Origin of the sequence: Pseudescherichia sp. (genome assembly GCF_032052675.1) — a bacterium.
GTDB lineage: Bacteria > Pseudomonadota > Gammaproteobacteria > Enterobacterales > Enterobacteriaceae > Pseudescherichia.
Genome location: NZ_DAMBWA010000003.1, coordinates 308,990 through 322,339 on the forward strand (window position 1 = coordinate 308,990; position 13,350 = coordinate 322,339).

Annotated in this window: 12 protein-coding genes; 7 read left to right on the top strand and 5 right to left on the bottom strand. The window is 57.6% G+C overall.

The genetic code is table 11. The features are described 5' to 3' along the window. Positions 1 to 98: 98 nt before the first annotated feature. From zntA to rsmD, 4 genes are all read right to left on the bottom strand, one after another. Positions 99 to 2,276, bottom strand: coding sequence for a Zn(II)/Cd(II)/Pb(II) translocating P-type ATPase ZntA (gene zntA, locus RTX96_RS06260; protein ID WP_312670574.1), 2,178 nt, complete (start codon positions 2,274 to 2,276; stop codon positions 99 to 101). A gap of 73 nt (positions 2,277 to 2,349) precedes the next feature. After that, positions 2,350 to 2,976, bottom strand: coding sequence for a lysoplasmalogenase (locus RTX96_RS06265; protein ID WP_103820375.1), 627 nt, complete (start codon positions 2,974 to 2,976; stop codon positions 2,350 to 2,352). Between the two features lie 103 nt (positions 2,977 to 3,079). After that, positions 3,080 to 3,349 (bottom strand): DUF1145 family protein, encoded by a 270-nt coding sequence (locus RTX96_RS06270; RefSeq protein ID WP_103820374.1) that lies wholly within the window; start codon positions 3,347 to 3,349, stop codon positions 3,080 to 3,082. A 1-nt stretch (position 3,350) separates the two neighbouring features. Beyond that, positions 3,351 to 3,935, bottom strand: coding sequence for a 16S rRNA (guanine(966)-N(2))-methyltransferase (gene rsmD, locus RTX96_RS06275; protein WP_103820373.1), 585 nt, complete (start codon positions 3,933 to 3,935; stop codon positions 3,351 to 3,353). A 202-nt stretch (positions 3,936 to 4,137) separates the two neighbouring features. Here rsmD and ftsY point away from each other — a divergent pair, with 202 nt between their 5' ends. The 6 genes from ftsY to livJ all read left to right on the top strand — a co-directional run bounded on the left by ftsY (position 4,138) and on the right by livJ (position 11,160). Then, positions 4,138 to 5,604, top strand: a complete 1,467-nt coding sequence (gene ftsY / locus RTX96_RS06280) for a signal recognition particle-docking protein FtsY (RefSeq protein ID WP_312670577.1) — start codon at positions 4,138 to 4,140, stop codon at positions 5,602 to 5,604. 2 nt (positions 5,605 to 5,606) lie between these two features. Beyond that, positions 5,607 to 6,275 (top strand): cell division ATP-binding protein FtsE, encoded by a 669-nt coding sequence (ftsE, locus tag RTX96_RS06285; RefSeq protein ID WP_103820371.1) that lies wholly within the window; start codon positions 5,607 to 5,609, stop codon positions 6,273 to 6,275. Further along, positions 6,268 to 7,323 carry a permease-like cell division protein FtsX gene (ftsX, locus tag RTX96_RS06290; protein WP_103820370.1) on the top strand — a complete coding sequence of 352 codons (1,056 nt, stop codon included), beginning with the start codon at positions 6,268 to 6,270 and terminating at the stop codon, positions 7,321 to 7,323. Before ftsE ends, ftsX begins: the two co-directional genes overlap by 8 nt. A gap of 281 nt (positions 7,324 to 7,604) precedes the next feature. Continuing rightward, positions 7,605 to 8,459 carry an RNA polymerase sigma factor RpoH gene (rpoH, locus tag RTX96_RS06295; RefSeq protein ID WP_103820369.1) on the top strand — a complete coding sequence of 285 codons (855 nt, stop codon included), beginning with the start codon at positions 7,605 to 7,607 and terminating at the stop codon, positions 8,457 to 8,459. 138 nt (positions 8,460 to 8,597) lie between these two features. After that, the gene (locus tag RTX96_RS06300; RefSeq protein ID WP_103820368.1) at positions 8,598 to 9,863 is read left to right on the top strand and encodes a 4-aminobutyrate--2-oxoglutarate transaminase; all 1,266 of its coding nucleotides are present in this window, start codon (positions 8,598 to 8,600) and stop codon (positions 9,861 to 9,863) included. 196 nt (positions 9,864 to 10,059) lie between these two features. Next, positions 10,060 to 11,160: a branched chain amino acid ABC transporter substrate-binding protein LivJ gene (gene livJ / locus RTX96_RS06305; RefSeq protein WP_141092963.1), complete on the top strand. Its 1,101-nt coding sequence runs from the start codon at positions 10,060 to 10,062 to the stop codon at positions 11,158 to 11,160. A 232-nt stretch (positions 11,161 to 11,392) separates the two neighbouring features. Here livJ and panM read toward each other — a convergent pair whose 3' ends face one another. Then, on the bottom strand, positions 11,393 to 11,779 hold the full coding sequence (gene panM, locus RTX96_RS06310) for an aspartate 1-decarboxylase autocleavage activator PanM (protein WP_312268485.1): 387 nt from the start codon (positions 11,777 to 11,779) through the stop codon (positions 11,393 to 11,395). A 428-nt stretch (positions 11,780 to 12,207) separates the two neighbouring features. Between panM and livK the strand changes: the two genes are divergently transcribed. Beyond that, positions 12,208 to 13,317 (top strand): high-affinity branched-chain amino acid ABC transporter substrate-binding protein LivK, encoded by a 1,110-nt coding sequence (gene livK / locus RTX96_RS06315; RefSeq protein ID WP_312670579.1) that lies wholly within the window; start codon positions 12,208 to 12,210, stop codon positions 13,315 to 13,317. Positions 13,318 to 13,350 lie beyond the last annotated feature (33 nt).

Here is a 13,350-nt window from a genome sequence, read left to right on the forward strand (position 1 = left end):
GGCCCGGCAAGCATAGCGCCGCCGGGCGTTAAATCGGCTCCGCTACGCCGGGTGGCGGCTAACGCCTGATCCGGCCTACGGTTCGTGCCCTATAATTTTTATCTTCTTCTATGTAATAACCGTAATGCGTTCGCCGTCACCAGCACCGTTGCGCCGGTGTCGGCGAGCACCGCCAGCCAGAGTCCGGTGATCCCCAGCAGGGTAGTCACCAAAAACACCGCCTTCAGCCCCAGCGCAATGGCAATATTCTGTCGGATATTGGCGTGCGTTGCCCGTGCCAGGGCTATCATCTCTGCCAGCCCGCTTAGCCTGCTGTGGGTTAACGCCGCGTCGGCAGTCTCCAGCGCCACGTCGGTGCCGCTGCCCATTGCGATACCGATGGTAGCCGCCTTCATTGCGGGCGCATCGTTAATACCATCCCCAACCATCGCCAGCGGCGTATGAGCGTTCAATGCCGTTACGGCTTTAACCTTATCGGCTGGCAACAATCCGGCCTTAAACTCCAGCCCCAGCTCGCCGGCAATCGCCGCCGCCGCGCGAGGATTATCGCCGGTCAAAATGACGCCCTGTACGCCCAGCTTGTGCAGCGCAGCGACGGCCTCTTTTGCATCATCACGCAGGATATCGCGCAGGGCGAGGAGCCCTTTCGCCACGCCGTCCTGCATTACGGCAACGACGGTCTGACCGGCCTGTTCTAATGCCTCGACCTGTGGCGTAGGGGAGTGCCCCGCCGCGACAATCAGCACCTTTTTACCCTCGACGTCGGCCTCAATACCCGATCCCATTAGCGCCCGCTGGGCCGAGGCGGAGGGTATCACCAGCCCGCGAGACCGGGCTTCACGCACAATCGCCTGTGCCAGCGGGTGGGTCGAACCCTGCTCAACCGCAGCGGCTAGCGCAAGCAGTTCCTCCTCGCTGATTTGTTGAGGATATATTCCCGTGACCTGCGGCTTACCCAACGTCAGGGTGCCCGTTTTATCGAAGGCGATATGCCGCACGTGTCCGAGCTGCTCCAGCGCCGCGCCGCCTTTAATCAGCGCGCCCCGGCGTGCCGCTGCCGCCAGCCCGGAAGCGATCGCCGCTGGCGTGGAAATCACCAGCGCGCACGGGCAGCCGATGAGCAGCAGCGTCAATCCTTTGTAGATCCAGCCTTCCCACGGTGCGCTAAAGAGCAGCGGTGGCACAACCGCAACCAGCAGGGCGATGAGCATAATGATGGGGGTATAGATCCGGCTGAAGCGATCGATAAAACGCTCGACGGGTGCTCGGCGCTCCTCGGCCTCCTCAATCAGCCTGAGTATACGGTCGATGGCGCTGTCGCCTGGCTCTGACAGCACGCTGAGCTGGACCAGACGATCGACGCTGGTGGCCCCGGCTGGCACCTTTTCCCCGGCGGCGCGCGCCACGGGGATGGATTCGCCGGTGAGGGCGCTTTCATCAAAACTGGCGTCAGCGCTAAGCAGTGCGCCATCGGCGGGCAGACGCCCTCCGGCCGCCACCTCAATCACATCGCCCGGTCGCAGCCTCTCTATCGCCACCGTTTTACGTTCGCCGTTAACAACCACCGTTGCGGTCTCTGGTTTAAGCGCTATCAGGGCGCTAACCCCTTGCCGGGCCCGGCTGGCGGCCCAACCCTCAAGACGCTCGCCGACCAGAAACAGTAGCAGCACCATCGCCGCCTCTGCCGTTGCGCCGAGAAACAGCGCGCCGATAGCTGCCACGCTCATCAGCGTCTCAATGGCAAACCAGCTGCCGCTTCTCATCAGACGCAGCGCCTGGCGAGCGATAGGGTAGAGGCCGACGAGGGTGGTCGCGATAAAGGCCAGGTTACCGAGCGGGTGGTTGACCTGCTCCAGCGCCCAGCTTAGCGCCATCATGATGATCAGGGTGATGAGCGGCAGGTTTTCCTGCAGAAAGGAGGTTTTCTCTGCCGGGGCCGTCTCGCTACGCAGGGTATAACCGGCATTTTTGACCGCGGCCTCTACCTGAGCGCTGACGTTGCCCGAGGCGTTAACCAGCAGTTTCTCGGTGGCGAAAAGCACCTGAACCTGTTCAACACCGGCAACCTGTTTAACCGCGTTTTCCACTTTACGCGCGCAGGCGGCGCAGTCCATACCGTTAACTACCCAGCTGTAACGATCGCCGCTCGCGGCCAGGGGAGCGGCATCTGGTGCCTCGCACACGCCTTCGGCGCAGCAATCCTCTTTGACCGGCGCAGGGGCAGGCTTAAAGGCCATAAACTGCGGCGCTTTTTTGGGCTTTTCAGGAACAGACATAACGGCCTCCGGTCAATGATAATTTTCTCATTAACCGGAGGATACACTCTGGAGTCGACTCCAGAGTCAAGCGTTAAATGTAGAGGGAGCGAACAATCAGGAAGTGCCCGGCAAAATAGCAGGCGCTCACAATAGCGCTATCTGCCTTGAAGCGGCGGCGGTAGTGGCTGCCCAGCCAGACAATATTGCTCAACAGCAGCAGGGCGGCACCGACAAATGCCGACAGCGCCGGGCTGGTGGGACGGAAGAACCATAGCTCACCGGCCAGCCAGACCATCACCAGCGTCATGGCGATGAAGGTGCAGATGGGCCAGCGCAGCTCCTCAAGCCGTGTCCAGATGGTGGCAATCAGCAGAACGCCAATGACCAGCAGCGCCAGCGGCAGCGGCCAGAAGAAGCTGAGCGTCATCTGGCTGGCAAAATAGATGGTGTAGAGCAGATGCGCGAGGAAGAACGCCCCGATGGCGTAGAGCAGCTGCTGACGCGGCAGCAGGGTTAGCGCATCACCCACCAGGGTCGCACAGAGACCGGCCAGCACCAGATAGCTGACGGCGTTGAACATCGGCGCTTGCCACGCCAGCAGCAACAGCAGCAGCAGCGTAACGGGTTTAAAGACCCAGCGTTGCCAGGCGGGCCCGCGATAGGACGCGTCCACGTAGAGCCAGGCGGAAAAACATACGGCGATAAACGACCAAAGCATCTTAATTCCTTGAATTCGTTACTGTCTCGTGGACGTCACGCCCACACCCTTGCTATTCAGTGTAGTGGCCGTTGCGGGCAGATGACAACGCTGGCCCGTGCGATTACTTCTTCTGCTTAAGTCTCTTCTGCCACACCAGTAGCTCAAAGACACCGAACAGAAAGATGCGCCACTGCTCGGCGGCGGTCATCTGCGGGCCGTCTTTTGGCAGAGCGGTTTTCATCATCACCATCTGCAAGGCATGCATAAAGGCGGTGAAAACCAGCGCCACGTTGACGAAGATATTCAGCGGACGCGGGAAGGGGTGAACCAGGTTGAGGATCAGAAAGGCCCAGACGCACAGCATCATGAGGCGACCCAAGTTAATCAGCATGTTACGCTCCTTGTATGTGTCGGTGATAGAGGCGGTAGGCAACCTGACCGGCTATCTTTTCACGGTGCAGATCCCAGTGCGTCGGCACGGGCGGCAGCCCGTTTTCCACTTCGCTCTCTACATAGATTAGCGCGTCATCTGCCAGCCAGCCGTTATTTTCCAGTAGCCGCAGTGTCTCATCGAGCAGGCCTTTACGAAACGGCGGATCGACAAAAACAATATCATGCGGGGTCCCACTCTGGGTAAGGAACGTGAGGGTGTTGTCGTTAACAACCTTGCCCTGGGTGGCGTTCAGCGTCGTCAGGTTCTGTTGCAGCTGGCGGGCTACGCCGCGCTCCATCTCTATCAGCGTTGCAGACGCCGCGTAGCGCGACAGCGCCTCCAGGCCCAACGCGCCGCTGCCGGCGAAGCAGTCGAGGCAGCGTGCGTCTACCATTGAGGGTGCCAGCCAGTTAAACAGGGTCTCTCTGACGCGATCCGTCGTCGGCCGCAGACCCGGGCTGTCAGGCACCGGCAGTTTCCGGCCGCGCCACTGGCCGCCAATAATGCGTATCTGGCCGCTGACGGCTCGGTTAGGTTTTTTCATAATACTGGCTCTGGTCACAATTTTAGGCCGCCATTTTAGCGGCGGGCGACGCCAGACGAAACCTTAATCCGCAGGCGGTGCTGTAGAATCAGGAAAGTGTTAGACTAACGAATTACTTACACATTTTTCAGTCCCTGTTTGCGACTAGGTTTAGGACAATACGGGCTGTGCCATGAATTAACCGCGAGGAGTGTAGTCGCAAATGGCAAAAGAGAAAAAACGGGGTTTCCTCTCCTGGCTGGGCTTAGGCCCAAAAGAGGAGCCGCAGCAGGCAGAGCCAGAGCAGCAGGTTGAACAGCAGCCGGAAGAGCAGATCCAGCAGCAGGCGGCGGCGGTAACTGAAACAGAAAAAGAAGCCGAGGCGGAAGCGAAAGCGGAGCATGCCCCGCATAGCGAAGCCGAATCGGAAGCCTTTGCTGCCGACGTCGTCGAGGTGACAGAGCAGGTGGTCGCCCGGGAAGAGGTTCAGGAGACCGTTGCGGAAGAGGTTCCAGAAGAAATTCAAGAGGAGCCAGCGGCATCTCTGCATGCTCAGCCGCCGGTCTACATTGAACCGGAAGCGCTGCCGCAGGCGGAAGAGGTTGTACCGGTCGAGCCGGAGGCGGAGGAGTGGTTAACCGAAGACGATGCGCGTGAACTCACCGACGAGGAGCTGGAAGCCGCCGCGCTCTCTGCGCCTGCGGAGGAGGAGATCGCCCTTGAGGAGGCGCCTGTTGAGGTTGCTCCTCTGGAGCAGGAGAAGCCGACCAAAGAGGGTTTCTTTGCACGCCTGAAACGCAGCCTGCTGAAAACGAAAGAGAATCTCGGTTCCGGATTTATCACTCTTTTCCGCGGCAAAAAAATCGATGATGATCTGTTCGAGGAGCTGGAAGAGCAGCTGCTGGTAGCGGACGTTGGCGTTGAGACGACGCGTAAAATCATCGCCACGCTGACCGAGAGCGCCAGCCGCAAACAGCTGCACGATGCCGAAGCGCTCTACGGCCTGCTGAAGGCAGAGATGGGCGATATTCTCGCAAAAGTTGACGCGCCGCTTAATATTGAAGGCAAAACGCCGTTTGTTATTCTGATGGTGGGCGTCAACGGCGTGGGGAAAACCACGACCATCGGCAAGCTGGCACGTCAGTTTGAACAGCAGGGGAAATCGGTGATGCTGGCCGCGGGGGATACTTTCCGTGCGGCGGCGGTTGAGCAGCTCCAGGTGTGGGGCCAGCGCAACAACATTCCGGTTATTGCCCAGCACACCGGTGCGGACTCCGCCTCGGTTATCTTCGACGCTATCCAGGCGGCGAAATCACGTGGCATTGACGTGCTGATCGCTGATACTGCCGGACGCTTGCAGAATAAAGCGCATCTGATGGAAGAGCTGAAAAAGATCGTCCGCGTGATGAAAAAGCTGGACGTTGATGCGCCGCACGAAGTGATGCTGACTATTGACGCCAGCACCGGGCAGAATGCAGTAAGCCAGACCCGCCTGTTTAACGAGGCGGTAGGCCTGACGGGGATCACCCTGACCAAGCTGGATGGTACGGCGAAGGGTGGGGTGATCTTCTCCGTCGCCGACCAGTTCGGGATCCCTATTCGGTATATCGGGACTGGCGAGCGTATAGAGGACTTGCGTCCGTTTAATGCGGGCGATTTTATAGAGGCACTTTTTGCCCGAGAGGATTAACAATGATTCGCTTTGAACACGTCAGCAAGGCCTATCTCGGTGGGAGACAAGCGCTGCAGGGGGTGACTTTCCACCTGCAGCCGGGCGAGATGGCATTTCTGACCGGCCACTCTGGCGCAGGGAAAAGTACGCTGCTCAAGCTGATCTGTGGTATTGAGCGGCCAAGCGCCGGGAAAATCTTCTTCAGCGGCCATGATATTAGCCGCCTGAAGAACCGCGAAGTGCCGTTTCTGCGTCGGCAGATCGGCATGATTTTCCAGGATCACCATCTGTTGATGGACCGAACGGTTTACGACAATGTGGCTATCCCGCTGATTATTGCCGGCGCCAGCGGCGAAGATATTCGCCGCCGCGTCTCTGCGGCCCTGGATAAGGTCGGGCTGCTGGACAAAGCGAAAAATTTCCCGATCCAACTCTCCGGTGGTGAGCAGCAGCGCGTGGGCATCGCCCGCGCCGTGGTCAACAAGCCTGCGGTGCTGCTGGCGGACGAACCGACCGGTAACCTTGATGAGGCGCTTTCGGAAGGCATCCTGCGCCTGTTCGAGGAGTTCAACCGCGTCGGGGTTACCGTTCTGATGGCGACGCACGACATCGGACTGATTTCCCGTCGCTCATATCGAACGCTGAGCCTGAGCGACGGCCATATGCATGGAGGCCTGACGGGTGAATAAACGCGACGCAGTAAATCAAATCCGCCAGTTTGGCGGCAGATTTGATCGCTTTCGTAAGCCTGGCGCAGGTGCAGGCGGCAGCCGTCCGCCTTCAGGACGCAGCAAGACGCCACCCAAGCCCGGCTCGCGCAAGACCAACGTCTTTAATGAGCAGATGCGCTATGCCTTTAGCGGCGCGCTGCAGGATCTTAAAAGCAAGCCGCTGGCGACCTTCCTGACGGTAATGGTGATTGCCATCTCCCTCACGCTGCCTAGCGTCTGCTATATGGTCTATAAAAACGTCAACCAGGCGGCGACCCAGTACTATCCGTCGCCGCAGATCACCGTCTATTTCGATAAGGCGCTGGATGATAACGCCGCCCAGCAGGTAGTGGGCCAGCTGCAGTCGGAGCAGGGGGTTGAGAAGGTCAACTATCTCTCCCGCGAGGATGCCCTCGGCGAGTTCCGTAACTGGTCTGGTTTTGGCGGCGCGCTGGATATGCTGGAAGAGAACCCGCTTCCAGCCGTTGCGGTAGTGGTACCCAAGCTCGATTTTCAGAGCACCGAGGCGTTGAATACCCTGCGGGATCGTATTACCCGTATCAACGGCATCGATGAGGTACGCATGGATGACAGCTGGTTTGCCCGCCTGACGGCGCTGACCGGACTGGTAGGTCGGGTATCGGCGATGATCGGCGTTCTGATGGTGGCCGCCGTCTTCCTGGTGATCGGCAACAGCGTGCGTCTGAGCATCTTCTCGCGCCGCGACACCATCAACGTGCAGAAGCTGATTGGCGCGACTGACGGTTTTATCCTCCGTCCGTTCCTCTACGGCGGCGCGCTGCTGGGCTTTAGCGGGGCGTTGATGTCGCTGATCCTGTCCGAGGTGCTGGTGATGCGGCTCTCCTCCGCCGTCACCGATGTGGCAAAGGTGTTTGGCACCCAATTTAACCTCGACGGCCTGTCGTTCGATGAGTGCCTGCTGCTGCTGCTGGTCTGCTCGATGATCGGCTGGCTGGCCGCCTGGCTGGCAACGGTACAACATTTACGTCACTTTACGCCTGACTAAGCAATTTTTTGATATACTCTTTTCCTGCACCTGATGTCTTGCAGGGAAAGAGTCCCTGTTATCTCTTCTCCCCTGCGTCTATTTTTATCAACGTTGTGTCACAATTTGTGCGTAATCTATTCACACGACGGCATTGAACTTGTGGATAAAATCACTGTCTGATAAAAATGTGGATGATATTCTCGTTGCTCACAATCGCTGGCATGTTTGTTGCCTCTTTTCTCTTGACGAGATGGAAGGAACAGACCGCCGCCAGTAAGAAGTTCATTGAGAGGATTTGAATGACCAAAGAAATGCAAACTTTAGCTTTAGCCCCTGTTGGTAACCTGGAGTCTTACATCCGGGCTGCTAACGCTTGGCCGATGTTAACGGCTGATGAAGAGCGGGCGCTGGCTGAAAAGCTGCATTACCAGGGCGATCTGGAAGCAGCTAAAACGCTGATCCTGTCTCACCTGCGCTTTGTTGTTCATATTGCTCGTAACTACTCGGGCTATGGCCTGCCGCAGGCGGACCTGATCCAGGAAGGTAACATCGGTCTGATGAAGGCCGTGCGCCGTTTTAACCCAGAAGTGGGTGTGCGCCTGGTCTCTTTCGCGGTGCACTGGATCAAAGCCGAAATTCATGAATACGTGCTGCGTAACTGGCGTATCGTGAAGGTCGCCACCACGAAAGCGCAGCGTAAGCTGTTCTTTAACCTGCGTAAAACCAAGCAGCGTCTGGGCTGGTTTAACCAGGACGAAGTCGAAATGGTTGCACGCGAGCTGGGCGTCTCCAGCAAAGACGTGCGCGAGATGGAGTCCCGCATGGCCGCGCAGGACATGACTTTCGATATGTCCTCCGACGACGAATCCGACAGCCAGCCGATGGCGCCGGTGCTCTACCTTCAGGATAAATCGTCCAACTTTGCCGACGGCATTGAAGACGACAACTGGGAAGAGCAGGCGGCAAATCGCCTGACCGATGCGATGCAGGGTCTCGACGAGCGTAGCCAGGCGATTATCCGCGCCCGCTGGCTGGACGAAGATAACAAGTCCACGCTGCAGGAGCTGGCCGACCAGTACGGCGTCTCCGCCGAGCGCGTGCGTCAGCTGGAAAAGAACGCGATGAAAAAGCTGCGCGCGGCGATCGAAGCGTAATTTCTGCGAAGCAGTCTGCATATACCCCTGGATGAAAGTCCGGGGGTTTTGTTTTTTTAGCGCCCGCTCTGGCGAATTTTTAGCCCCTGGCAAACACTTACAGATGCGCTACGCATAGGTATTTCTCAGGGGGACAGGGTGAAAAATAACGAACTAAACGAACGGCGTTTACAGGCAACGCCGCGCGGCATCGGCGTCATGTGTAACTTCTTCGCCGAGAGAGCAGAAAACGCCACGCTGTGGGATACAGAGGGCAACGAGGTAATTGACTTCGCCGCGGGGATCGCGGTGCTGAATACTGGCCATCGCCACCCGAATGTCGTGGCGGCAATAGAGAAGCAGCTTCAGGCCTTTACCCATACGGCCTATCAGGTTGTGCCCTATGAGAGCTACGTCACGCTGGCAGAGAAGATCAACGCCCGCGTGCCGGTCGAGGGGCCAGCAAAAACCGCCTTTTTCTCTACCGGTGCTGAAGCGGTAGAGAACGCGATCAAAATCGCCCGCGCCTACACCAAACGCCCCGGCGTTATCGCCTTTGGCGGCGGCTTTCATGGCCGGACCTCAATGACAATGGCGCTGACCGGTAAAGTCGCCCCCTACAAAATCGGCTTTGGCCCTTTTCCCGGTTCGATCTTTCATGCTCAGTACCCGAATGCGGTGCACGACGTCTCAACCCAGGATGCGCTGAAGAGTCTGGATCGCCTCTTTAAAGCCGATATCGCCCCGGATCAGGTGGCGGCCATCCTGCTAGAGCCGGTGCAGGGTGAGGGCGGCTTCGTCATCGCTCCCGACGATTTTATGCAGGGCGTACGTAAGCTGTGCGACCAGCACGGTATCCTGCTTATCGCTGACGAGGTTCAGAGCGGCTATGCCCGCACCGGCAAGCTTTTTGCGATGGAGCACTACAGCGTCAAGCCGGATCTGATCACAATGGCGAAGAGCCTCGCGGGTGGTATGCCGCTGTCGGCGGTCTCCGGTCGTGCCGAGGTGATGGATGCTCCTGCACCGGGCGGGCTGGGCGGCACCTACGCCGGTAACCCGCTGGCAATCGCTTCGGCGCTGGCGGTGCTGGAGGTTATTGAAGAGGAGCAGCTTTGCGATCGCTCCCGCATGCTCGGGGAGGCGCTGGTCGCGGAGCTGAACAACGCCAGGGCTAACTGCCCGTATATCGCTGACGTGCGTGCTCTGGGTTCGATGGTCGCCGTCGAGTTTATCGATCCGCAAACCGGCGAGCCGTCGCCAGCCTTTACCCAGAAGGTACTGGCCCACGCGCTGGAGGCGGGTCTGCTGCTGCTCAGCTGCGGCGTTTACGGCAACGTCATCCGTTTCCTCTATCCGCTCACCATTCCCGATGCGCAGTTCCGCCGTGCACTGGATATCCTCTCTCGCTCGCTAACGCAGTGATCCCCCGCCCGGTAGCATACGACTGCCGGGCATACACGATTAACATTTCAAAATAGCTATTCCCAAAAGATAAAAATGGGGTATGTTTTAGCAGAGTGTGCTGAAAAGGCGCGCACAGCAGACGCATATATGAAATAAAGCGCCATAAAACAACATCACAACAAACGTTACAACCAGAACAATGGGGAATCTCAGGATGAAAATGAAGGGTAAAGCGTTACTGGCAGGATGTATCGCGCTGGCATTCAGTACTATGGCTCAGGCAGACATTAAAGTGGCCGTGGTGGGCGCGATGTCCGGTCCGGTTGCGCAGTATGGCGATCAGGAGTTTACCGGTGCGGAACAGGCCGTTGCAGACATTAATGCGAAGGGTGGTATCAAAGGCGAAAAACTGCAAATTGTAAAATACGATGATGCCTGCGACCCGAAACAGGCCGTTGCGGTGGCGAACAAAGTGATTAACGACGGCATTAAATATGTTATCGGCCACCTTTGCTCCTCCTCCACGCAGCCGGCTTCTGATATCTATGAAGACGAAGGCATTCTGATGATCACCCCAGCGGCAACCGCACCGGAGCTGACCGCGCGTGGTTACAAGCTGGTACTGCGCACCACCGGACTTGACTCTGACCAGGGCCCGACCGCTGCGAAATATATTCTGGAGAAGGTGAAACCGCAGCGTATCGCCATTGTTCACGACAAACAGCAGTACGGTGAGGGCCTGGCCCGCGCCGTGCAGGATAATCTGAAGAAAGGCAACGCGAACGTGGTGTTCTTTGACGGTATCACCGCCGGTGAGAAAGACTTCTCCACGCTGGTGGCACGCCTGAAGAAAGAGAACATTGATTTTGTTTACTACGGCGGTTATCACCCGGAGATGGGCCAGATCCTGCGCCAGGCCCGCGCTGCTGGCCTGAAAACCCAGTTTATGGGCCCGGAAGGGGTAGCGAACGTATCGCTCTCTAACATCGCGGGTGAATCCGCAGAAGGCATGCTGGTGACCAAGCCGAAGAACTACGATCAGGTTCCAGCGAACAAACCGATTGTAGATGCGATCAAGGCGAAAAAACAGGATCCGAGCGGCGCGTTCGTGTGGACCACCTATGCCGCGCTGCAGTCGCTGCAGGCAGGCCTGAACCAGTCCGACGATCCGGCGGAAATCGCGACCTGGCTGAAAGGCAACTCCGTGGAAACCGTAATGGGGCCGTTGTCATGGGATGAGAAGGGCGACCTGAAAGGCTTCGAGTTCGGCGTGTTTACCTGGCATGCCAACGGTACAGCCACCGACGCTAAATAATTTTCTCGTCGCCTTTCGCGCCGCAGGTGTGTTGGCTGCGTTCCTCACCCCCGGTCACTTACTCATGTAAGCTCCCGGGGATTTCCGAACTTGCCGCCTTCCTGCAACACGAAATGCTGGAGAAAATGGGATATGCAAATGCGCCGGGCGGCGGCTAACTCCTTGCCCGGCCTACGGCACTCAGACCATGTAGGCCCGGTAAGCGCTAGCGCCACCGGGCTTTTTATTGCCGCTACAGCCGCTTTTCCCAGCCGTCCTGCCGCGGGCTAAAGCCCAGCGCCTGGGTAAAGGCCGCCATGACGCTGCGGTCCTCGACGCCAACGTCCGCTATCCACCAGCGGGTCACCTGCGGATTACGCGCCATCGCCTCTTCAATCAGGTACTGCCCCACGCCACGGCGGCGCGTTATGTCGCGTACGCGCAGAGAGTCCAGCGCCCCCTCGCTGCCGCTGAGGGTTACGCGCACTGCCGCCAGCAGTCGCTCATTAAAGCGGGCGGCGTAGATCGGGTGCGTATCGTCAACGTTTAACGACGATGCGGAGTACTCCGGCCAAATTTTAGCTAAATCAATGCGATCCTGGTCGCTAAACGTGTCTAAACGGATGATGGTCAGTTTCATTCACTGCGGGTCCAAATCTCAAAAGATGGCAGCAGTGTACTCAATTTCATTAGCCAGATGCTTTCACTTTTTCGCTGTCTGGATCAGGTGAATACTTTTAGCGCAGCCGCCGAAGCAGTTTTAAACATCACGGATCGAAAAACAGGCAGTTTTTTTCTCTAATGAGTAGTGATTTATTCCGCTCTTTGTCCCATTATTTTATGCTGGAAAGCGCGCTTTTTTTTGTTTATCTCTGTATCAATACAGAATATTATCTCTGCTTAATAGCCTGAAAAATAGAGTATTTACTCAGGTTTTACGGTAAAAACTACGCTAAACCATTAAGCAAGCTGGTAAAAATAGCGTTGTTTAATAAAAGTACAGAATGCTTTTTAACCATAATAAAACAAAATATATACACATCACGACGGTAATGGGGATTTCAGGTTATGAGAAGGAACGCGAAGACGTTGATCGCGGGCGCGATTGCACTGGCGGTGTCTTATAGCGCATCGGCTGCCGATATTAAAATCGCCGTGGTCGGCGCGATGTCTGGACCGGTCGCTCAGTGGGGAGACATGGAGTTCAACGGTGCGCGTCAGGCCATCAAAGATATCAACGCGAAGGGCGGCATTAAGGGCGACAAGCTGGTTGCCGTTGAGTATGACGACGCCTGCGATCCGAAACAGGCCGTGGCGGTAGCGAACAAAATCGTTAACGACGGCATTCAGTATGTCATTGGCCACCTCTGTTCATCATCAACCCAGCCCGCATCCGATGTTTATGAAGATGAAGGCATCCTGATGATCTCCCCAGGTGCTACTAACCCGGAGCTGACCGCACGCGGCTACAAATACATCATGCGTACCGCCGGGCTGGACTCATCGCAGGGGCCAACCGCGGCAAAATACATTCTGGAGAAGGTGAAACCGCAGCGTATCGCCATTATTCATGATAAGCAGCAGTACGGCGAAGGCCTGGCCCGCTCCGTGCAGGACGGCCTGAAGAAGGGCGGTGCGAACGTCGTCTTCTTCGACGGCATTACCGCCGGGGAGAAAGACTTCTCGGCGCTGATCGCCCGTCTGCAGAAAGAGAATATCGACTTCGTCTACTACGGCGGCTACTACCCGGAGATGGGGCAGATGCTGCGCCAGGCGCGGGCCACCGGCCTGAAGACCCAGTTTATGGGGCCGGAAGGGGTCGGCAATACGTCACTCTCTAACATTGCGGGGAGTGCAGGCGAGGGGATGCTGGTTACGATGCCAAAACGCTATGACCAGGATCCGGCCAACGGCGCTATCGTTGCGGCGCTGAAGGCTGAAAAGAGAGATCCGTCAGGGCCTTACGTCTGGATCACCTACGCCGCCGTGCAGTCGCTGGCGACGGCGCTTGAGCGGTCCGGCAGCGCCGAGCCGCTGGCACTCGCCACAGATTTAAAATCTCACGGGGCAAATACCGTGATTGGGCCGCTGAACTGGGATGAAAAAGGCGATCTGAAGGGATTTGAGTTCGGTGTCTTTGAATGGCATGCCGATGGTTCGTCTTCGGTAGCTAAGTAAATCTCAATCGCCCGCTCAGCCGGGCGAGTTTAG